Source organism: Parashewanella tropica (genome assembly GCF_004358445.1).
GTDB classification, from domain to species: domain Bacteria; phylum Pseudomonadota; class Gammaproteobacteria; order Enterobacterales; family Shewanellaceae; genus Parashewanella; species Parashewanella tropica.
Window position 1 is genome coordinate 2,760,992 of sequence record NZ_CP037951.1, and the last position, 21,730, is coordinate 2,782,721.

The window sequence follows — 21,730 nt, forward strand, 5'->3', positions numbered from 1 at the left end:
TTTGTCCTTTGTGTTTTTTCCAGCAATTATGATTTTTGATAGTGTTGTTGATCTATTTCATTAATCAGTTCATTTGAAAGTAATAACCAAATTTCATAACCTCATAACCAGTTTAAATAATGTTTTTACTCAAATACTTGTACCAAGATGACAGAATTTACCCCTGATATTTTGGATACTATGAATAAATCTTTCAGCGTTATTCACCTCACCATAGTAGTGGCATTAGGCGGCTTATTATTTGGTTATGATACAGCTGTGATTTCAGGTGCAACTGAAGCTCTACAGCGCTTTTTTAACCTTTCAGCTGCAGAGCTTGGCTTTGGTGCATCATCAGCATTAATCGGTTGTGTGTTAGGCGCCATAATCGCTGGACCTTGTAGTAGCTATATGGGTAGACGTGGTTCTCTGATCTTGGCGGCGATCTTATTTCTTATCTCTGCTATCGGCTCTGCTATTCCTGATCAATTCTGGGTGTTCGTATTTTATCGAATCGTTGGCGGTGTGGGAGTCGGGATAGCGTCTATGGTCTCACCCATGTATATCGCTGAAATTTCACCACCAGAAAAGCGTGGTGCGTTAGTGTCTTGTAATCAGCTCGCTATAGTCTTTGGTATGTTAGCCGTCTATTTTGTCAATTACGGCATAGCCTTAATGGGTACTGAAGATTGGTTAAATACAACAGGATGGCGCTATATGTTTGCCTCTGAAACCATCCCTGCTCTTCTCTTTTTAGGCTTACTCTTTACCGTACCAGAAACCCCTCGTTGGTTAGCATTAAAAAATCGTGATGACGAAGCTCGTAACCTGCTCTCAGTTCTAAACAAAGGCCAAAACATCGAGCCTCAGTGGCAAGATATTTGTTCATCCATTCATGTGACATCTAAAACCAGTATTATCGCTTCAAAAATGGGCTGGGTACTTTTTATCGGAATTATGCTGAGTATTTTGCAGCAAGTAACAGGAATTAATGTCTTCCTCTATTATGCTCCAACCATTTTAAAAGGCTTTAGCAGCTCTAGTATTAACCTTGCTCTATTACAAACCGTATTAGTAGGCGTTGTGAATTTAACCTTTACTATCATCGCCATTTTTACCGTAGATAAATTTGGTCGTCGACCATTGATGATGATTGGCTCTTTTACAATGGCAGTGAGTATGCTTGTAATTGGCACCGCAGCTTATCTTAACGACATAGGTGGTTACCTACTGGTTTTTGTCTTGCTTTATATCGGCGCATTCGCGCTTTCTTTAGGACCTGTTGTTTGGGTGCTGCTTTCTGAAATTTTCCCGAATAACATTCGTTCGAAAGCCTTGTCTATTGCTGTTTTTGCCCAATGGATTGCCAACTTTGCCGTTTCTCAAACCTTCCCAATGCTCAATGATCCTCACGGGAGTATTTACCAAACCTTCAATGGTGGATTTCCATTTTGGCTTTACGGCGCAATGGGATTATTTACCGTTTGGTTTGTTTATAAATGGGTACCAGAAACGAAAGGAAAAAGCTTAGAGCAGTTAGAATCACTCTGGCACAAAGATTAAAGTGAGCTTTGCTCTCGATAGTCTTTAGGCGTTTGATTCAAGTCTCTCTTAAACACGTTATACATGTATTGTAATGATGGATAACCGGCTTTTTGAGCAATATCAGCGATAGGATCTTGAGTCGTTTTTAATAAAGTGCAAGCTCGATTAAATTTTACTTGGTGTATCTCTTGATGCATGGAATGGCCACGCTCTCGCTTAAATCTTGCTTCTAAGTTAGAGCGTGAAATTCCAACAAAATCTAAAACTTGTTCGACTTTAATACCTCGACATGCATTGCCACGAATATAATGCATGGCTTGAATGACATACCTATCCATAATTGGATGAAAGTCAGTGCTTTGTCTTGCCACCACACTTTTAGGTGCGACTAAAATTGGCTGCTGAGTTCGACTGGATTCATCCACTTCTGCTTGAGCATTGCGAAAATTTTTATCAAGTAAAGCAGCGGCTCGATAACCCATTTGTTGAGTACCTTGAGTAACCGAACTAAGTGGGATTTTTGCCAATGACCGTGCCACTTCATCGTTATCAACGCCAATAACTGCCACTTTATCAGGTACTAATAAATTTAGCTTTTCACAAGCTTGTAGAATAAATCGAGCACGAGAATCCGTTGTGGCAATGATTCCAATAGGTAGCGGCAGCCTTTGTAGCCAATCTAATAAGCGATTCATATGATACTGCCAATTATCATGGGTAATTTCTTTTCCAGAAAAGAGATAACCTTTATATCCTTGCTTCTCCACTATGCTTCTAAAAGCTTGTTCCCGTTCTTTTGCCCATTTGTTGCCTTCACCATGCTCTTGACCATAAAAAGCAAATTGCTCAAGACCTTTTTCTTTTAAATGCTCAAAGGCTAACTCAATGATTTTTTCATTATCGGTAGCCACATATGGAGCGTTTGGATAGTCGTTTAAATCCTGAAAAGCGCTCCCTACTCCAACAACATAAGCTGTTGTTAATTTCAGCTTGTTTCTAATATTGGGATCATCAAAATCAGCAATGATACCATCTACATTTAAGGAGCTGATTTTTTCAAGGTGAGTTGTAAAATCTTCCGGCAAAAACAATTCCCAGTCACGATCAGCGGCTTTCAAATACTCACCCACACCCTGAATAATTTGGCGATCGTAAACCTTGTTAGCGTTGAACAATAGTGTGACTCGAAATCGTTTAGTCATTCTGAAAATCATCTGATGAAATACTTATAAAGCATAGTCACAATAATCTGCATCATTTAGCTATAGCGATAAAATCTGTGAAATTAATAACTAAATTTCGTAATTGTCCCTACATGGGTTATCCGTTGATACTTAAAAGATCTTTATCCATCAAATTGAATCAATATGTATCTTGGAATCGATTTAGGCACTTCTGGCGTTAAGTCCATAGTGATTGACAAAGACGGTGAAATCCTTGCTTCACACATTTCTACTCTCACGGTTTCTCGACCTCATGAATTATGGTCAGAACAAAATCCACAAGATTGGTGGAATGCAACAGAACTCTCTATTCAAGGGTTATCACAACAAGTCGATTTATCTCACGTTAAAGCCATTGGACTTTCTGGGCAGATGCACGGTGCCACTCTGCTTAGCAAAAACGGAAGGACTCTCAGACCTGCCATGTTATGGAACGATGGGAGAAGTGCTGTCGAGTGTGCACAATTAGAGCATAAGGTACCTAATTGCCATGACATTACAGGCAATTTGATCATGCCAGGATTTACTGCACCTAAAGTAAAATGGGTAGCAAACCATGAACCCTATGTATTTTCTCAAATAGATAAGGTGTTGCTCCCCAAAGATTATTTACGTTTTAAAATGACCGGAAACTTCGCCACGGATCTATCTGATGCATCAGGAACAGCTTGGCTAGACGTCAAACAACGGAAGTGGGATCAAGAGTTACTTAAAGCTACAGGGTTGTCAGAACACCAAATGCCTGAATTGTTCGAAGGCACGCAAATCACAGGAAACTTATTGCCTGAAATCGCTAATAAATGGGGAATGCCTACTGTATCTATCGTTGCTGGTGGTGGTGATAATGCCGCTGGAGCGATTGGCATGGGGATCATTCACCCCAAACAAGCCATGCTATCCCTTGGTACTTCAGGTGTGTATTTTTCTGTGAGTGAAGGTTATGTATCTAAACCAGAAACAGCCTTACACAGCTTTTGTCATGCGTTGCCTGAAACTTGGCATACTATGTCAGTCATGCTTAGCGCAGCTTCTTGTCTAAATTGGGTTGCTAACTTGGTGGGCTTTAGCAATGTTCCATCCATGATTACGGCCATTGAAAAGTCGAGTAACCGCAACTCTGAAGTGATGTTTTTACCCTATTTATCCGGTGAGAGAACCCCACACAATGACCCAAAAGCTAAAGGTGTTTTCTTCGGAATAACTCACTCCACCAATAAGGTCGACTTAGCGCAAGCCGTATTAGAAGGCGTAGGGTTCGCTTTAGCTGATGGGCTTGATACGGTGCACTCAGTATCTGCGATACCTGATGAAATCTCTTTAATTGGCGGCGGTGCAAAAAGCCAATACTGGCGTCAACTACTTACTGACATTTTTGGTTTACCTTTAGTTTATCGTCAAGGTGGTGATATAGGACCAGCATTGGGTGCTGCACGCTTAGCGCAGTTAGGCGTGCGTTCAGCTGAAAATTTGAAGCAAATCTGTCCTGTTCCTGCTTTGATTGAAACTCATATCCCTGATATTGAGCAGCATCATATTTTCAAGCAAAAGCGTGTAAAATTTCAAAAGCTTTACACGCATCTAAAAGGACTTTTTTAATACTTAATGGTCATTAAATAGCCCTATAGCACTAGCCGTCATGGCTTTTACGCCTGTTTTAATTGCCAGTGGATAATCTGGCGCGAATTTACTGGAATGCAATGTCGGTAACTCAGTACCATTTTTTATGCTTTCTGCATACGTCTTAGGATTAACCGCACCTAACCAAAAGAATGTTAAAGGGATTTTTTCTTTTGTAAGTGCATATTGAGACACATCTTCACCCACCATAGATTGCTCGGCATGAACGACATTGTCTTTACCTATAGCGGCCGTGATAAATGATTTTACCTTTGCCGTTTGCTTAGGATCATTGAAAACAGCATCACCCGATTCATCTTTATACACCTTAACATCAGGCAATAACTTGTCATTCACCCCTGCACTTTTAGCGATATATTTAGCCGTACGCTTAATAGAGCTTAATAACTTTTTACGAACCTTTGGATTGTAGGAGCGCACAGTAAGCTGTAACAATACTTTATTGCCAATGATGTTTCTTTTTGTTCCTCCATTAATCACTCCAACAGTAATCAAGCTAGGGTCTAATGGCGAAATTTCACGACTGACAATAGTTTGTAATGCAAGGACAATTCTCGACGCTATAACTATGGGATCAATGGTTTTATTAGGGTAAGCACCATGACCACTGATCCCTTTGACAGTAATGTCCACTGAATCGACATTTGCCATAATATAGTTAGGCGCAATAGCCACTTTTCCTGCAGGTAATCCAGCATGGTCATGTAACCCAATAATATGATCGGGGACAGGAAAATCTTTATACAAACCAGCGTCTAGCATGGCTTTAGCCCCTGCTCCGTATTCTTCTGCTGGCTGAGCAATCATGATCAAAGTACCATGCCATTGATCTTTCTTATTCATCAACATGGTTGCAGTACCAATAAAGCTGGTCATATGTAAATCATGCCCACAAGCGTGCATCACACCTATGGTTTCACCTTGTGAGTTTTTCGACGTTACCTTAGAAGCGTAAGATAATCCTGTTTCTTCGGTCACTGGCAATGCATCCATATCCGTACGAATCATCACGGTTGGTCCTTTGCCGTTTTTATAAAGCCCAACCACACCATATCCACCATAATGATCGGTGACATCGAACCCCAAGGTTTTAAGTTGTTGGCTGATTATTTGACTGGTTTTATTTTCATGAAAGGATAGTTCAGGGTATTGATGAAAGTGAAGGTATAGCTTTTCTAGTTTTGGGATTAATTCTTTCATAGCTTTACTTCCCTCTACATGAGTTTCTGAGAAAGCCGTATTTGAAATGATGAGTAATAAACTAGATATACCTAAAGCTACCGCAGTTCGCCTGATAATTGACAACATAAACTCCTCCCTTAACAAACCCTAAACTGAAATCTGTTTTAGTTTTACAAGACATATAGTTTTATGCATGATGAAAAAGCGTGACATTTTTGGCTTAAACTTGCTAGGCGATAAAATCACTTGAAAGCAAGACAATAACAATCTGATTTTATGGATGAATATCAAAAATAACAGCCTTTCTTTAATAACTTTTACTTATGAGTCATTAAAGAACAATCGGGACTAACTATTCGTTTTGAATAAATGAATTACTACGATGTACGATTATAGGAGTTTTAATGATGTTCAATACAAAAAAGCTATTTTTAGCCACAAGTGTTACATTAGCACTGTCTTCACAAGCTTTCGCAGCTGATATTGTTAATTTACAAAACCTTGTTTCACCGTCTTCAACACTCAATAGTCAAAGTTTGGCTGCTGCTTTGTCTGAAGGAAACAGCTTTAAGCAAAAACAGACGGTCATTTTACCTAGTAAGGTAAAAAAAATACGCCTGCAACAATATTTTCACGGTGTTCCAGTCTACAACTACTCGGTTGCTGTAACTGCAGACCAACTGCAAAATTATACTAACCCCATTGGTTTTGCAGCTAATAACATAAATCCAGATCCTAATTTCACCACACCAACATTAACACCAGCTCAAGCTATAGCGAAAGCTAAGTCAACACACTTCTCTGATAGCAAGCTTCCTGAAGACACAAAGACACATAATGATTCCAGTAAACTATACGTTTTCCTTGATAGTAATAATCAAGAACATTTAGTGTATATGATCAATTATTTGGTTACTGCCAATAACAAATACAGCCGTCCTTATGCTGTTGTCGATGCCCACAGTGGTGAAATTTTAGAGCAATGGGAAGGCTTAACGACTTTAGGCATGGGAACAGGTCCGGGAGGGAATGAAAAAATTGGCCAATATGAGTACGGCTCAGGCAAGCTTCCAAAGCTCAACGTCTTACCTGACGGAAAAGGGAAATGTGCTATGGATTCAGCCTATGTAAAAACAATGGACGCCCGTGACGCCTTTCCAAGCCAAACAACTAAAGCCTACTCATACGATTGTTCAAAGTCCTATAGAAACACTGAAAAAGAAGCAAACGGCGGTTTTTCCCCCATCAATGATGCCCAATATGATGGCACTATGATTTACAGTATGTATCGCGATTGGTTCAGTATGGATGTACTTCCTTTCAAACTAATTATGGCTCCACACGACAACAGCTATCCTGGGCCAGATAATGCCTGGTGGGATGGTAAAGTCATGCACTTTGGTGATGGTCTATCTAAATTCTACCCCTTAGTAAGTATTGATGTTGGAGGACACGAGATCAGCCATGGCTTTACTGAACTCAATTCAGGTCTGAAGTATTTCGGTGAATCCGGTGCGATGAATGAATCATTTTCAGATATGGCCGGTGAAGCAGCTAAAAACTATGCCCGTGGTACGAATGATTTCTTAGTTGGTTTAGATATCACTAAAAACTACGGTGCCCTTCGCTATATGAAACATCCATCATTAGATGGCTACTCTATTGATAGTGAGGATGATTACACTGGGCAAGAAATGCATTCTGCTTCAGGTATATATAATAAGGCGTTCTATTTACTGGCAACCACAAAGGGATGGACAACCAAAAAAGCGTTTGCGGCATTTGTTTATGCCAATGTTCTTTATTGGACACCTGAAAGCACGTTTGATTCTGGTGCTTGTGGCGTAGAAGATGCCGCTAAAGACTTGCATTTTAACTCTAAGGATGTCGTTAATGCGTTTCTCCAAGTTGGTGTGAAATGTAAAGTATAAAGTTAACTTTATTACCCAACGATATAAAAAATAAGGGAGCCATTTGGCTCCCTTTTAATATCTATCAATGACAATTATTGATTTCTTAACGCTTCAATACGTTTTTCTAATGGCGGGTGACTCATCAAAAGTTCAGCCATCGATTTCTTACCGTTAATACCAAATGCTGACATTTGAGCAGGCATTTCACCAGTAGCAGGACCTTGGCGTAAACGCTCTAAAGCCGCAATCATCTTATCTTTACCAACCAATTTAGCTGCACCTTCGTCCGCTTTAAACTCACGGATACGAGAGAAGTAAGCAACGATAGTAGAAGCAAGAATACCTAAAATCATATCAAGTACGAATACTACAGCCATGTAAGCAAAAAAGCCCATGCCTTCGCCTTCTTCGTCATCACTTGCGACAAAATTATCAATGACTTGAGCAATCGCACGTGCCGCAAAAATAACAAAAGTATTCACAACACCTTGGATCAAAGTAAGAGTAACCATGTCACCATTAGCAACGTGGCTAACTTCGTGAGCTAATACCGCTTCAATCTCACCTTTTTCCATGCCGTATAATAAGCCAGTACTTACTGCGACTAGGGCATTATCTTTGCTTGGACCAGTAGCAAATGCATTCATTTCGCCAGAGTTGTAAATTGCAACTTCAGGCATTTTGATGCCAGATTGCTCAGCTTGACGAGCTACTGTATCAACTAACCAGCGTTCTGTTTCATCACGAGGTGAAGCAATCACTTCACAACCCATGGTTTTCTTCGCCATCCACTTAGAAATTTTCAAGCTAATGAAAGAACCACCAAACCCGAACATAGCAGCAAAAATCAGTAGACCACCCATGCTCTTTGTATTAACACCTAATATTGACATCACAATCGAAGCCACAACTAAAATGGCTAAGTTGGTCAATATCAACAACATCACACGCTTCATTTTATTCTCCAAAAAAGCAGACATCGATCACACAAAGACATAATATGTCTCAATAAAGAAATTTCAAGGCTTTTCGGTTTAAAAAAGGGTCTGCTGGCCTTTCGTGTTTGTTTTTTAATCCACAAAGCTCAACATCTCCTCATAAACATGATCAAGTGGATTTTTAATCCTGATGATTTTGATACACTTTCGAAATAATTTGTTTTAAGGAAAATACAAAATGAGCATTAATGCGCTACTGTTAAGCAGCTCAAAAGCTGAAGATACGCCCTATTTGAGCCATGCAATTCCGTTTATCAAGCCTCTGACTGAAAACGCTAAGAAATGGTTATTTATTCCTTATGCGGGTGTAAGTATTAATTACGATACCTATACCGATATTGTGGTTGCCGCATTAGCTGAATTGAATATCGAAGTGTCGAGCATTCATAATCATGCTGATCCCAAAAAAGCAATTGAACAAGCTGACGGCATCATGGTTGGTGGCGGTAACACCTTCCATTTATTAAATGAGCTATACCGCTTAGACATTTTGCAACTGATCAAAGACAAGGTTAATCAAGGTAAACCATATATCGGCTGGAGTGCTGGCTCTAACATCACAGGCTTAAGTATTCGTACGACCAATGATATGCCAATCATTGAGCCACCATCGTTTAATGCATTAGGTTTATTACCGTTTCAGCTAAATCCACATTACACCAATTACCAAGCTCCGGGTCATAATGGTGAAACTCGCGCTCAACGTTTATTAGAGTTCACTATGGTCGACCCACACACGCCTGTGGTTGGTATTGCCGAAGGCACAGCGTTATATCGCCAAGGTGATAAGTTGAGTTTATTGGGTAATAAAGAAGCGTATTTGTTTAGTGGTGACCAACAAGAGATCCCAATCCCTGTTGGCTCGGATTTATCGCATTTATTGGGTTAACTTTCGAGGTTTCGAAGCCTCTAGTTAGTTTTGGTACTGTGTGTAATTAACACCTTAGGGTCATACCCAACGGCACTTCTTGGTGCTGCGCATCAATCAGCTAAAGTCGTGGGTTTACCACCCACACCCGTGTTAGAGGGGGTTCTCCAGCAAATCCCCTCTAACTACTCCCCGTGCCGCCCCGACGAAGCTAAACGTTTAAGGTCTTATTGAATAAATGGCTAACGTCTCTGATGGTACATCCATGAACCCCAGAGCCTAGCCCGACGTCCATGTCGGGCTTACGCCATTGTTCATTCAATCACATTAGAAACAGCTTCGAAGGGGGAAAAATTGAAGACTGCAAGAGTATCTGGAGTAACCTGAATCATTTTTGCCCCAATATATGGTACGTCCCGTTATTGCAACTAGAGTTAAAAATAACGAGCTGATTTGCGCTAATATATTCAGAGTCTTTTTGAGACCTTCATTAGTCTCAGCTCTATGATGAGGTATGCGCCAGACTGTCCTCACAAAGCGAAAAGCATTTTACATTGCTGTTTGGGGCAACAGGTCATCAGTCTGGTGGTCTAACCGTTGTGTCATCTTTTACTCTCACTGCAAATTTTGGCTATATTCTGATTTCAAAAGACTTTTTATTGACTAAAACTGCCCAGGCTATACGGGCTATTTTGTTGGCTAATGCAACTACAGCAACGTTAAAAGGCTTTCGTTTTTTAAGGTTGATAAGCCATGAACCAAAGTATTTCTCTGCAGATTTATCTCGCCACAAAATAGACCTCGCACCATGGATGAATAGTGTTCTCAGCTCTTTATTTCCACGTTTTGATATTCCAAGTAATATGGTTTTTCCACCTGTAGAGTGCTGGAGGGGAACAAGCCCAATCCATGCTGCGAAATTTCGTCCATTTTTGAAGTCGCTTGGTTCACTAACAGATGATACACAAGCGCTTGCGACAACAGGACCTATGCCTGGGATACTTTGTAATTGTTTAACTTGCTCATTATCAGCAAGAATTCTCTCAACTTTATTCGCTTGTGATGCTATACGCTCATTAAGGTTCAGATAGTGTTCATGTAACTCTGTTAACTCAAAAACAATTAGGGGTGGAAGATGTTGATTCTTATCAGCTAGCCATTGAAACAGACCTTTCATAATAGAGTGTCCTTTTGGCAAACTTATCCCGAATTCAAGAAGAATTGAGCCTATTCTGTTCATGCATGCGGTTCGCTCTCTAATATACCCATTACGAATTTTTTGAATGGTCGAGATAACTTGAGCTGATTCTGTTTTTGGAGACGAGAACCTCATAGTTGGTCGAGAAGCGGCTTCAGCAATAGCATCGGCATCAATGAAATCATTTTTATTAGTTTTAACGTATGGCTTTACATATTGGGGAGGGATTAACTTAGCAGTATGTCCAAACTCAGAACATTTTCTCGCGAGCCAGTGAGAGCCGCCGCACGATTCCATAGCTATGATCACCGGCTCATGAAATGCCAAAAATTCGAGTAGCTTTTGGCGAGTAAGCTTTTTCTTAAATAACCGTTGACCAGATTGGTCATGGCCAACTAAATGAAAAGAGTTTTTACCTAAGTCGATTCCAATAATGTGTGGAGTATTCATTTGGCACTTCCTTTAAAGGCTACATCAGTTGCAGTTTAACTGTATGCAGGGAGGGACGTACCATCTCATTAAGCGTGCCAACCCTTCATATCAATTTAATCTTTTATGGAAGTATAAAATCTCTAATAATTGATTTTAGGATTGAAAGGATTATTCAATACAGATACCTTTTGGAGTGTTATAACGTATCAAAATGACGAGGTGAAAATTTATGAAAAAAGGTATCCACCCGGAATATAATTATGTTGTTTTTAGAGATTCCAGTTCAGGCACTGACTTTCTGATCCGCTCTACTTGTAAAAGTGATAAGACAGTTACTTGGAAGGATGGAAATATTTATCCATTGATTCACTTAGATATTTCTAGTGCATCTCATCCAGTATATACAGGAGAAAAACAACAAACCAAGTCAGAAGGTAGAGTTGCACAGTTCAATAAACGTTTTGGTTTTGCTGGTTCTAGTTCTCATTGAAGAGTTAGGAGGCTTATATTATGCAAGTACTTAGTTCACTGAAGAGCGCGAAAAGTCGTAGTAAAGATTGTCAAGTTGTCAGACGTCGAGGCAAGATTTACGTAATATGCAAAAGCAATCCCCGCTTAAAGGCTCGTCAAGGTTCTGCAAGAAAATCTAAATAATGATTTAATGCTAGAGAAATGATCTTTTCTCTAGCTAGGATTTGTCCAAAAATAAGCTAGCACCCAAGTTTTAGTATCCTCAAATCGAAGAGGTAACCTGAGTCCCCTTGAAGCTGTTTAGGGGTTAATTGAATATAAAATGGCGTGAGCTCGACATGGACGTCGAGCTAGTCTCTGAGGTACATGGATGTACCATCAGAGACGTTAGCCATTTATTCAATTATCACCGAAACGCTCAGCTTCGTGGGGCGGCACGGGGAGATGTAAGAGGGGGAATGCTGATGTTCCCCCTCTTTCACGGGTGTGGGTGGTAAACCCACGACTTTAGCTGACTGATACGCCGTATCAGGAAGTAATATAAAAAACTCTACCTACAACAACCCACTAACATCCAAATACTCAGCAGCCCTCTCAACCGAAGCATCAGCCAAATAAGGGATTACCCCTAACAAAGGTGCCTTAATAGCGTTTTTCAAAAAAGCTAAATTTTCAGATTGTTGCAACATATCAGGGTCAACATGGTTCGCTACCCAACCAGCGATTTCTAATCCATCAGCTAGAATAGCTTCTTGCGTTAAAACAGCATGGTTCAAACAACCCAATTTCATGCCAACAACCAAAATCACTGCTAACTTCTGTTTCTCTACAACCTGCGACAAATACTTACCGTCATTGAGTGGTAATCGCCAACCACCAGCCCCTTCGATCAAAGTAAAGTCAGCTTGTGGGATTTGACGAAAAACAGCTTCCACCTTGTCTGCGGTTAATTCAAAACCGACTTGTTTTGCTGCAATATGAGGTGCAATTGCTGGCTCAAAACTGATTGGATTAACGGTTTGATAATCGACTTCTGAGTTCATGGCTGAAATCAGCGATAGTGCATCGCTATTTCTTAATCCTTCTTCTGTTTGCTCACAGCCAGAGGCGATAGGTTTAATGCCTAGTGTTGATATGATTTTATTTTGATTGCGAGCATGATTATTAACTGCAATTAAAATCGCAGAAGCAGCCAACGTCTTACCGCTATCGGTATCTGTACCCGTAATGAAGTATTTCATATCACGCCCTTATTGCACGAATTTGAACAATATTGTAAGTCAACGGCAAACCTTGGGGTGTTCGTAGTAATTCCGCTCGCTCGACTAACCTCATCCAATCTTTTCTGCCACGTAAAGCCACAGAGTGATTCAATTGATTACTGGGTACGGATGCGCCGACACCTTTGATGGAATAAAGCAACGCTTTGAAAGAGTCGAAATAACACACCTTTTTATACTCAATTACTTCAACATCTCGCCACTCATAAGCTTTAAAGGCAGATGCGTATTCACTCATACTAAGAAAGTCATTCGCTCTTAATCCAAGCTGAGTCAATTCATTTAAGCTGTCATTACCAACCATACTTATGTGTAGCTCACCATTTGGCTTGATGACTCTAGCCGCTTCTGTAATGGCTTGATTAAAATCATGACACCATTGCAAAGCTACATTTGAAACTAAAAAGTCAATCGAACAATTTTGAAACGGCAAACTATGAGCATCACCTTGAATGGCATGATATTCTGGGTAGTTCTGCTTCAATGTCGTCAGCATGGTATGTGCGATATCTATGCAAAATACTTGGGCGTCTTTACTTTGATAGCTAGTGCCCGGTCCTGCACCTAAGTCTAAAACTGTGTCTTTTAGCTCAACTTGAGAGAGTAATCTATCACTACTGAATCGTTGCAACACGTTATGATGGTGATAGCTTTTGGCAGCTTTTGAAAAAGCGGATTGAACGTTGTTGAGTTCAATAAAAGCACTTGGCTCGGTGATCCAACGCTCAGCTAGCATAATCACTTCCTTCTGCTAACCCATTTCCTTTTGCTAACATTTGCTCACCGTGATGAATAGCTGTTTGTGTTAATTGTTTATAGTTTTTTGATAGGGCTTCGACACAAGTATCAATGTCTGATCTTGAGTGTTGAGCCGTAATCGTGACTCTAAGCCTATCAGTACCTACTGGAACTGTCGGTGTTCTAATGGCGCCAACCCACAAACCATCTTGTTTCATCAAATTTGCAAATTGCAATGTCTGCTCGGGTTCACCAATTTCAATACCTTGGATTGGGGTTGATGAGTCTAATATTGGCAACTCAAGCTGCTCTGCTCTTTTACGAAAATAAGCAATATTTTCAATTAATGCTGTTTGACGTTGAGGTTCAGTAATAGCAAGCTGAATAGATTTAAGAGCTACAGCCGCACTGGCTGGAGATAATGCCGTTGAATAAATATAGTCTCGACAATGATTACTCAGGTAATCAATCAATTGCTGGCTACCTAATATCGCTGCACCTTGGCACCCTAAGGCTTTACCAAAGGTGACTATTTGAATATCAATTTTTACTTTCTTTGCCGCACAACCTAAGGTTTGTCCCAACACACCAAAGCCATGAGCGTCATCAACAATTAGATGAGTGTTGTACTGCTTACATAATGCAGACAATTCTTGTAACGGCGCGCAATCACCGTCCATGCTAAATACACTTTCAGTGACTAAAGCCGTCACATCATTACTTGCCAATAAGCGTTCAGTATCGGTTACAGAGTTATGCTTAAAGCGTTTTAACTTTGCACCAGAATGCCTTAAACCATCAATCAAGGAAGCATGGATAAGTTTGTCAGCCACCACAACATCAGACTTATCAAATAACGCTGACATCAAACCGTGATTCGCGCTGAAACCGGAGGTAAACACCATTGCAGCTTGATGTCCTGTCAACTCACAAAGGTATTGTTCTAAGTCTTGATGAGCCTGACTGTAACCCGTCACCAATGGCGAAGAACCACTGCCAACCCCGTATTTTTTCGCTGCTTGTTGTTGCGCTTCGATCAGTTCTGAAGTCTGATTTAACCCAAGATAATCATTGCTGCTGAAGTTAATGTACTCTTTGCCATCAATGTGAATATGGGAACCATAAACCGCATCAACCAACTGCCGCTGACGCAGCAAGTTGGCTTGTTTTCGTTTTTTTAATTCGGAATTAAGCTTAGCATTTAGCTTTGAGGACATAGGCTCTCGCTCAGTTACAGCGCTGCCGCATCATAAAACTGCATTTCAGCCTTATCACGGTTCGCTACCGCTTTTTCAAGCATACTTTTATCGTCATCAAGTTCAGTCGCAATACCTTTCTCTGGCTTTAAACCTAGACGTCTAAACAGCGTCATATCATGGTTTTCTTCAGGATTTGGTGTAGTGAGAAGCTTACAACCATAGAAAATAGAGTTAGCGCCAGCAAAGAAACACATAGCTTGTAACTCGTCAGTCATGTTTTCACGACCCGCGGATAAACGCACGCGAGACAACGGCATTAGAATTCGGGCAACAGCGATAGTACGAACAAACTCAAATGGGTCAAGATCATCTAATTCCGCAAATGGCGTGCCTGCCACTTTTACCAACATGTTAATAGGTACTGATTCTGGGTGTTTATCTAAGTTTGCGAGTTGTTGTAATAAACTTGCTCTATCTTTCGTTTCTTCACCCATACCCATAATGCCACCAGAACATACCTTCATGCCTGCTGCACGAACATTATCAAGGGTATCTAAACGGTTTTGGTAGGTGCGAGTGGTGATCACGTCACCATAATATTCAGGCGAGGTATCAAGGTTATGGTTATAGTAGTCTAAGCCTGCATCGGCAAGTTCACTGGCTTGATCTGGTGATAGCATACCTAAGGTCATGCAGGTTTCCATACCCATACCTTTTACTTCTTTAACCATTTGGGTCAGGTATGGCATGTCACGTTCTCTAGGGTTACGCCAAGCTGCGCCCATACAAAAACGCGTTGCACCCGCCTCTTTTGCACTTTTCGCTTCGGTAAGTACCGTTTCCATCGCCATTAAGCGCTCTTTTTCTAAACCAGTATCGTAACGAGCACTTTGTGGACAATATTTACAGTCTTCAGGGCAGGCACCTGTTTTGATCGATAATAAACGACTGATCTGGATCTCGTTTGGATCAAATGTTTGACGATGAATTGAATGTGCTTTAAACAACAAATCATTCATAGGCAATTGAAATAGCGCTTCAATTTCTTCTTTCTTCCAATCGTTGCGACATTCTAACTGCGTCATAGCAAGCCCTTTTATTTCATTTATTTCTCAGCTAGGATAGCGAACACCCTTGTCCTGTCAACGCCAACCAGTGGCAATGCTTTACTATTGGTTATTTTATGAGCAAAATAGATTATCTTTTCGATCAACAACATATTTGGCATCCATACACCTCAATGAAACACCCCTTTCCAGTAACGGGAGTCAAGTCTGCCAAAGGGTGTGAATTGATATTGGAAGACGGTCGACGCTTAATTGACGGGACAAGTTCTTGGTGGTCTTGTGTTCACGGCTATTGCAACGAACATATTGTGTCTGCAATGAAGCAACAACTTGAAACCTTACCTCATGTGATGTTTGGCGGGATCACTCACGAGCCTGCGGTTAATTTAGCTAAGCAATTAGTCGACATGACATGTGAGCCTTTAACTAAAGTATTTTTTGCAGACTCCGGCTCCATTGCTGTCGAAGTATCATTGAAAATGGCGATTCAATATTGGCAAGGTAGAGACAAACCACACAAACAGAAAATTGCTACGATCAAGCGCGGCTACCACGGTGATACTTTTGCCGCAATGAGTGTATGCGATCCTGACAATGGTATGCATACCATGTTTGATGCCATTTTACCCAAACAAGTATTTACACCTTCACCCACCAGCAGCATTGACGACAATACCAATGTCGCTTCAGATCTCGCTAAGCTTAGAACTTCTTTTGAGGAACATCACCAAAGTCTAGCAGCGATGATCATTGAGCCAATCCACCAAGCGGCTGGAGGAATGTACTTTTATCACCCTGATTATTTAACAGGTGTGAGAAAGCTATGTGACGAATTTGATATCTTGTTGATCATAGATGAAATCGCAACAGGTTTTGGTAGAACAGGCACGCTTTTCGCCTATGAACATGCTGGAATCACGCCCGACTTATTCTGTGTAGGTAAAGCTTTAACGGGTGGATACATCAGTCTAGCAGTGACTATGTGTACTGATGAAGTTGCCGCAGGTATCAGTGACTCACCAGCGGGGGTATTTATGCATGGTCCAACCTTTATGGCTAACCCTCTGGCGTGTGCTGCAGCAAATGCAAGTTTAGAGCTGTTCAATAATAATGAATGGCCACAACAAGTGGCTTCAATTGAAGCTCAGCTGAAAGAAGAGTTGGCTGAGGCAAAACAATTTTCAGCAGTAAAAGACGTCAGAGTATTAGGCGCTACAGGTGTAATTGAAATCAACCGTTCATTGTCTGCTGCGGAATTACAACCTTATTTTCTTGAGCTAGGTGTTTGGATTCGAGTATTTGGCAGTGTCGTTTATATTATGCCACCATACGTCATCTCAAAGCCTCAGCTTACAAAACTCACCAGCGCAATGAAGAAAGTCGCCAAAATGTTGAGTAAGGAAAAAGTCACCCCAACTCAACATTTCATCAGTCATGGTTAAATAAGTGCTTCCTCAGCAGTAGATTCAATAGGTTCTCCACTTAAAATTGACTCTACCATTCTGGGAACCTGTTGAGTTGCACAACCCTGCATAAAAATATTGAATGGCGAGCTATAACTTGGCTCAAGATTAATATCAATCGCTTCGGCACCGAAGGCTTTTGCTAGCCTTATGAAGCCAGCAGCAGGATATACAGTGCCTGAAGTTCCTATCGATATAAATAAGTCACATTCAGTCAATGCTTGCTCAATCTCGCCCATACCAATTGGCATTTCTCCAAACCACACAATATTTGGGCGAAGCCTTTGTGGTTTTTCACAACACTGACACACATTCTCAGCTGAAAATGGCTGTTCCATAAAAAAGGGCTGCATGGTTACAGGGCAGCATGCTTTTCTCAGCTCTCCGTGCATATGTAAAACTTGATTAGAACCCGCTCTTTCATGAAGATCATCGACATTCTGGGTAACTAAAAGCAAACGCCCCTGATGCTCCTGTTCTAGCTTGGCTAGAGCAAAATGAGCCGCATTAGGCGCCACGTTAGAAGCGTCTAATTGTGCACGTCGGGCATTGTAAAATGATTCGACTAGTTCAGGATCTCGTTGATAGCCCTCAGGTGAAGCAATGTCTTCCACAGGATACTTTTCCCATAACCCACCTTGATCTCGAAATGTACTCAACCCTGATGCCGCTGAAATTCCTGCACCAGTGAGTACAACAATGTTCGCATTGCGGAAATCGGTTTCCATCATTATTGACCTCCTTGAATAATAATGTCCTTATTTTTTATAAGTATTAATCCTTAATACCCATATTTTCTTAAAGGCTATACTGTTGAAAATAAATCCAAATTATCATTAATTGTTAAAAAAACAAACTAAATTAGCCGGCGATGGAATTCAAAGGTTTAAGTTTTTATTTTTGTCTTTATAATAAATCTCATACCCACGGATGAACCGTATGGTTCTGCAATCAAGAGATTAACGATGACAGATGGAAATCAAGCCCTAAAAAAAGCTGGACTAAAAGTTACTCTGCCAAGAGTTAAAATTTTAGAGTTGATGCAAGAACCAGAGAATCAACACATTAGTGCCGAAGAGCTTTATAAGCGCTTGCTAGACATTGGCGAAGAAATAGGTCTTGCCACAGTTTACCGAGTACTAAACCAATTTGATGATGCAGGCATAGTGACACGTCACCATTTTGAAAGCGGTAAATCAGTATTTGAATTGGCTACTCAGCATCACCATGACCACCTTGTTTGCTTATCATGCGGAAAGGTTTTTGAATTTAACGATGATCTGATTGAACAACGTCAGCTTGAAATTGCAGAAAAATACAATATTAAGCTAACCAACCACAGTTTGTACCTTTATGGTCATTGCACTAATGATGAGTGTGATCATGGTGACGAATAAACATTAAGTTGATTCAAACTGAATAACTAAAGCCAGTATTTACTGGCTTTTTTATTATCTAACCTGAGCTCAGGTTACCTAGCCAAAACCCACAACCAGCCGCTATAACTCAAAACAGAAAGCACAGTTGAAACAAAAAAGCTACACCGTAAATTGAACTTATAGTTTATCTTCAATAGTAACGCTAATCATGCTGAGCTCAGATTTAATACAATTTGCACTTGAAATAGTGCTAGGTTCTAATTGTTAATTCTTTCCCATTTCGCCCCTATTCATTTAAATATAAATAAACCTTAACGTAACAACAGTAAACCTTTTTGATAAAATACTTTGCATCCAAACACCGTTAATTTTCAGGCTGATGTTTAGTTTCCCTGCCTTAAACCCAATTTTCAAAGCAATGGGTTATTTGCGCGAGACAGTAACCATTAAGACTGCAGCTCATAGAGAAGATTGCTATGAAATGTCACCTATTACCTCTCCGAGTGTAACTATCGGAGAATTCCATTCGTCTCTCTCGTCGAGAACAAATTCACAAAACAGTTGTTCAGATAATCCAGAAACTAAAGTTCCAGCTTATACCGTCTTGTCGACATCGTTTACTCCACAAACTAAAACCATAACAGAATCTGCGGCCTCTGTTAAAGCTGAACAATCAGTTATGCATACAGCTATTCGGCTAATGGGAGAGCCTAACCCTGCACTATGGCACCCAAAAGATTTTACAACAAAGATAGTGCTAAGACATGATGACGATTTATTTCAAAAATTTGGTGATTTATGTGTACAAAAACTGCAAGCAGGCTGTCCGTTGCCTATGATTGGTATTGAACATACAACAACCGACATGCTGCAAGAAGTAGATGAATACTTACAAGTAGACCCCCTTCAAGTTGATGACAGAATTGGATTGGAAAGCTTTCGTTCACTTTTGTGCGAACTCAGAAAACGTAATTTCCCATATTCAGCTTCAACAAAGCTATGCCTTATGTTCCCTCTTATTCAACAACTCTTTTTTTCTCGATATGCCCATACGAAGCAAAATTGGGATGACTCACATCGTATGCTGGCTGCAGACAAAAAAATCAACACATCATTGTCAATCATGGCTCTACTGCAAATACCGACACTTGATACTTTAGTTGAACCAGAAAGAACGTCTATCGCTAGATGCAATATTATTAGTTCAATAACATGTGTTCCAGTTACCAATGAATTGGATAATTTTGGCATTTTAGCCATACAAAATGATTTAATTAAAAATCAATATTATAAAATATATTTTTATAGTTTTAGTGAATTTTCTATTCCAGAAATCACCCACTTTTCGTTCACATCGATGGTACCAGTGTCCTTAGTAAAGACTCCATCGTCTTTCATTCATAGCAGTCACTTCCCTTGTAGCTATCCCCCTTATCACGATAATCTTCATGAATTAGCTGTTCAATCCCATATTCCAGCTCCAGATAGCTTTAGCGTTATGAGGCAATATTACTTATGCGTAGAGCCTAAGTTATCTCCAGAACTATCAGTAGTAAATCAGTTACTTCTTTTATATTGGTTTCATGATGCTCAGCAGGGTGAGAAATTATCAATTTATCGAATTCCAGATTTTGAAACACCCGATGATTACTTCATTAGCTTAGATGAATTATTCGATTCAGTTTTAGAAACATGGGATGATATTCCACAACAAAAGCAGCTTATGATGACCGATAGCTTAATAAAAGGGATCATCTTTTTTGCCTTTGTTTTTCAATTCAACCATATGAATTTGGAATCAATAGCTGATATTAACTCCCATATTAACAGTATGCTTTTCAAAATAAGAAAAGAATTTCAAAAACCTGGAATAAATAAGAGTTTGGAAGATCAAAGCTCTTGCATGGTATTTAACAATCAAACTGACCAAGGTAAAGGTCTTAACGTACACCAGGATGTACTTCGACTGCGTTTTCTAACACATGTATATCAGACAGCTGAAAAAGCATGCACAACACCTTGGGAGAAACTTTCCATCCAAGAGAAGCTAAAACTCACATACTTTTATCTAGAGCATGTAGAGCACTAAACTGTATAGTGCTTTGATAATGCAACGCCAAGAAGATGAATTTTACAATAAAACAGCCAGCCAAAAACTGAAGCTAAACATTGATAACACGGTAGAAATGAATACAGAACCAGCAATTTCTGCTTCTAATATTTTTGAATTGTGAGCCAACAAGTAGGCATTAACTCCAACAGGTGACCCCGCTAAAATAACCAGAATAAATCTATGCTCATTATCGACCAGCCATATATGAGTCGCCGCAAAATATACAATTGCCGGCAATACAAATAATTTAAATAAAGATTGGACTATGGACGTATTGAAATTGCACTTATCTTGTAATAAATAAAGGTTGGCACCTAAAACAAATAACCCACCAGCAATAGCCGAGCTGGATAGTAACTCTACGGGTGTTTCGACCACATCAGGTAATGGGATATTAAGCACACTGAACATTGCCCCTAGACTGATGCTTAAAACCACGGGATTACAAAACACAGACCTTGCTATTTTAACTATTGTTAATAATGCAGTGTCTCCTCGCTCAGCGACGAAGAAATAGGTAACAGTAAAAGAATACAAACTGTGAAACAATATCACAACGAAAACTTCTGCAGCCCACTCTTTTCCTAGCACTATTAAGATTACTGGTAAACCAACCAAGAGCACATTTGAATAATTAGCACCTAGCGCTGATACAGCGCTTTCTGCCTTCGTTCGTTTGATATATCGACAAAGAATGAAATAAAGACCAAAAGATACAGTCATAGATGCATAGAAAGCTAACAGCACGTCAGTATTTGCAATATGCAAAACATCTGCCTTTGCCATGTGGCTAAATAATAAGGCTGGAATACAAATATAAAAAAATAAGCGCGTAATCGCCTTAATGCCAGCTTCATCAAAATATTTAAACTTGGTAGTGATATACCCCAAGCTAATAACAATAAGTAAAGGGAAAATTGTTGAAGATAGCATGTAACACCATTTGCTATAAAAATTTCGAGGTTGCTTTAAAAAGCAACCTCAATACGTAAAAAATAATTCGCTTCGTTCAAATGAGTATAGCCAAATCAAAACAGCCGGCAC

Annotated in this window: 19 protein-coding genes; 9 read left to right on the top strand and 10 right to left on the bottom strand. The window is 40.0% G+C overall.

Going from position 1 to position 21,730, the window contains the following annotated elements; genetic code table 11:
• Positions 1-147: 147 nt before the first annotated feature.
• On the top strand, positions 148-1,542 hold the full coding sequence (locus E2H97_RS12165; protein WP_246028995.1) for a sugar porter family MFS transporter: 1,395 nt from the start codon (positions 148-150) through the stop codon (positions 1,540-1,542).
• Here the strand turns inward: E2H97_RS12165 and E2H97_RS12170 are convergent.
• Entirely contained in the window at positions 1,539-2,726 is a 1,188-nt protein-coding gene (locus E2H97_RS12170) for a XylR family transcriptional regulator (RefSeq protein WP_133407390.1), read from the bottom strand. The genes E2H97_RS12165 and E2H97_RS12170 overlap by 4 nt on opposite strands.
• A 165-nt stretch (positions 2,727-2,891) precedes the next feature.
• On the opposite strand from E2H97_RS12170, the gene xylB reads away from it, so the two are divergent.
• Positions 2,892-4,343 (top strand): xylulokinase, encoded by a 1,452-nt coding sequence (xylB, locus tag E2H97_RS12175; RefSeq protein ID WP_133407391.1) that lies wholly within the window; start codon positions 2,892-2,894, stop codon positions 4,341-4,343.
• Positions 4,344-4,346: 3 nt separating this feature from the next.
• Here the strand turns inward: xylB and E2H97_RS12180 are convergent, their stop codons facing one another.
• Positions 4,347-5,693 (bottom strand): M20 metallopeptidase family protein, encoded by a 1,347-nt coding sequence (locus tag E2H97_RS12180; protein WP_170308298.1) that lies wholly within the window; start codon positions 5,691-5,693, stop codon positions 4,347-4,349.
• Positions 5,694-5,971: 278 nt separating this feature from the next.
• Between E2H97_RS12180 and E2H97_RS12185 the strand changes: the two genes are divergently transcribed.
• Positions 5,972-7,498 (top strand): M4 family metallopeptidase, encoded by a 1,527-nt coding sequence (locus tag E2H97_RS12185; protein ID WP_133407392.1) that lies wholly within the window; start codon positions 5,972-5,974, stop codon positions 7,496-7,498.
• 74 nt (positions 7,499-7,572) lie between these two features.
• Here E2H97_RS12185 and htpX read toward each other — a convergent pair whose 3' ends face one another.
• Positions 7,573-8,436 (bottom strand): protease HtpX, encoded by an 864-nt coding sequence (gene htpX / locus E2H97_RS12190; protein ID WP_133407393.1) that lies wholly within the window; start codon positions 8,434-8,436, stop codon positions 7,573-7,575.
• A 220-nt stretch (positions 8,437-8,656) separates the two neighbouring features.
• On the opposite strand from htpX, the gene pepE reads away from it, so the two are divergent.
• On the top strand, positions 8,657-9,367 hold the full coding sequence (pepE, locus tag E2H97_RS12195) for a dipeptidase PepE (RefSeq protein WP_133407394.1): 711 nt from the start codon (positions 8,657-8,659) through the stop codon (positions 9,365-9,367).
• Positions 9,368-9,977: 610 nt separating this feature from the next.
• Here pepE and E2H97_RS12200 read toward each other — a convergent pair.
• The gene (locus tag E2H97_RS12200) at positions 9,978-10,994 is read right to left on the bottom strand and encodes an IS110 family RNA-guided transposase (RefSeq protein ID WP_133406963.1); all 1,017 of its coding nucleotides are present in this window, start codon (positions 10,992-10,994) and stop codon (positions 9,978-9,980) included.
• A gap of 211 nt (positions 10,995-11,205) precedes the next feature.
• Between E2H97_RS12200 and E2H97_RS12205 the strand changes: the two genes are divergently transcribed.
• Both E2H97_RS12205 and ykgO read left to right on the top strand, forming a co-directional pair.
• On the top strand, positions 11,206-11,466 hold the full coding sequence (locus tag E2H97_RS12205; RefSeq protein WP_133407395.1) for a type B 50S ribosomal protein L31: 261 nt from the start codon (positions 11,206-11,208) through the stop codon (positions 11,464-11,466).
• 20 nt (positions 11,467-11,486) lie between these two features.
• Entirely contained in the window at positions 11,487-11,630 is a 144-nt protein-coding gene (ykgO, locus tag E2H97_RS12210) for a type B 50S ribosomal protein L36 (protein WP_133407396.1), read from the top strand.
• A gap of 371 nt (positions 11,631-12,001) precedes the next feature.
• Here ykgO and bioD read toward each other — a convergent pair whose 3' ends face one another.
• The 4 genes from bioD to bioB are packed head-to-tail and all read right to left on the bottom strand — an operon-like array spanning position 12,002 to position 15,749.
• A complete protein-coding gene (gene bioD / locus E2H97_RS12215; RefSeq protein WP_133407397.1) occupies positions 12,002-12,688 on the bottom strand; it encodes a dethiobiotin synthase in 687 nt (228 codons plus the stop codon).
• A 1-nt stretch (position 12,689) separates the two neighbouring features.
• A complete protein-coding gene (gene bioC, locus E2H97_RS12220; protein WP_133407398.1) occupies positions 12,690-13,463 on the bottom strand; it encodes a malonyl-ACP O-methyltransferase BioC in 774 nt (257 codons plus the stop codon).
• Positions 13,453-14,682 carry an aminotransferase class I/II-fold pyridoxal phosphate-dependent enzyme gene (locus E2H97_RS12225; RefSeq protein WP_133407399.1) on the bottom strand — a complete coding sequence of 410 codons (1,230 nt, stop codon included), beginning with the start codon at positions 14,680-14,682 and terminating at the stop codon, positions 13,453-13,455. The genes bioC and E2H97_RS12225 overlap by 11 nt, the downstream gene beginning before the upstream one ends.
• A 14-nt stretch (positions 14,683-14,696) precedes the next feature.
• Positions 14,697-15,749, bottom strand: a complete 1,053-nt coding sequence (gene bioB / locus E2H97_RS12230; RefSeq protein ID WP_133407400.1) for a biotin synthase BioB — start codon at positions 15,747-15,749, stop codon at positions 14,697-14,699.
• Positions 15,750-15,847: 98 nt separating this feature from the next.
• Between bioB and bioA the strand changes: the two genes are divergently transcribed.
• Positions 15,848-17,173, top strand: a complete 1,326-nt coding sequence (gene bioA / locus E2H97_RS12235; protein WP_133407401.1) for an adenosylmethionine--8-amino-7-oxononanoate transaminase — start codon at positions 15,848-15,850, stop codon at positions 17,171-17,173.
• Here the strand turns inward: bioA and E2H97_RS12240 are convergent.
• Positions 17,170-17,925 carry an NAD-dependent deacylase gene (locus E2H97_RS12240; protein ID WP_246028996.1) on the bottom strand — a complete coding sequence of 252 codons (756 nt, stop codon included), beginning with the start codon at positions 17,923-17,925 and terminating at the stop codon, positions 17,170-17,172. The two genes, bioA and E2H97_RS12240, sit on opposite strands and share 4 nt — an antisense overlap.
• A 234-nt stretch (positions 17,926-18,159) precedes the next feature.
• Here E2H97_RS12240 and fur point away from each other — a divergent pair, with 234 nt between their 5' ends.
• Entirely contained in the window at positions 18,160-18,591 is a 432-nt protein-coding gene (fur, locus tag E2H97_RS12245; RefSeq protein ID WP_133407402.1) for a ferric iron uptake transcriptional regulator, read from the top strand.
• Between the two features lie 361 nt (positions 18,592-18,952).
• The gene (locus E2H97_RS12250; protein WP_133407403.1) at positions 18,953-20,662 is read left to right on the top strand and encodes a hypothetical protein; all 1,710 of its coding nucleotides are present in this window, start codon (positions 18,953-18,955) and stop codon (positions 20,660-20,662) included.
• A 42-nt stretch (positions 20,663-20,704) separates the two neighbouring features.
• On the opposite strand, the gene E2H97_RS12255 is transcribed toward E2H97_RS12250, so the two are convergent.
• Positions 20,705-21,619, bottom strand: coding sequence for an AEC family transporter (locus E2H97_RS12255; RefSeq protein ID WP_133407404.1), 915 nt, complete (start codon positions 21,617-21,619; stop codon positions 20,705-20,707).
• Between the last annotated feature and the right edge of the window lie 111 nt (positions 21,620-21,730).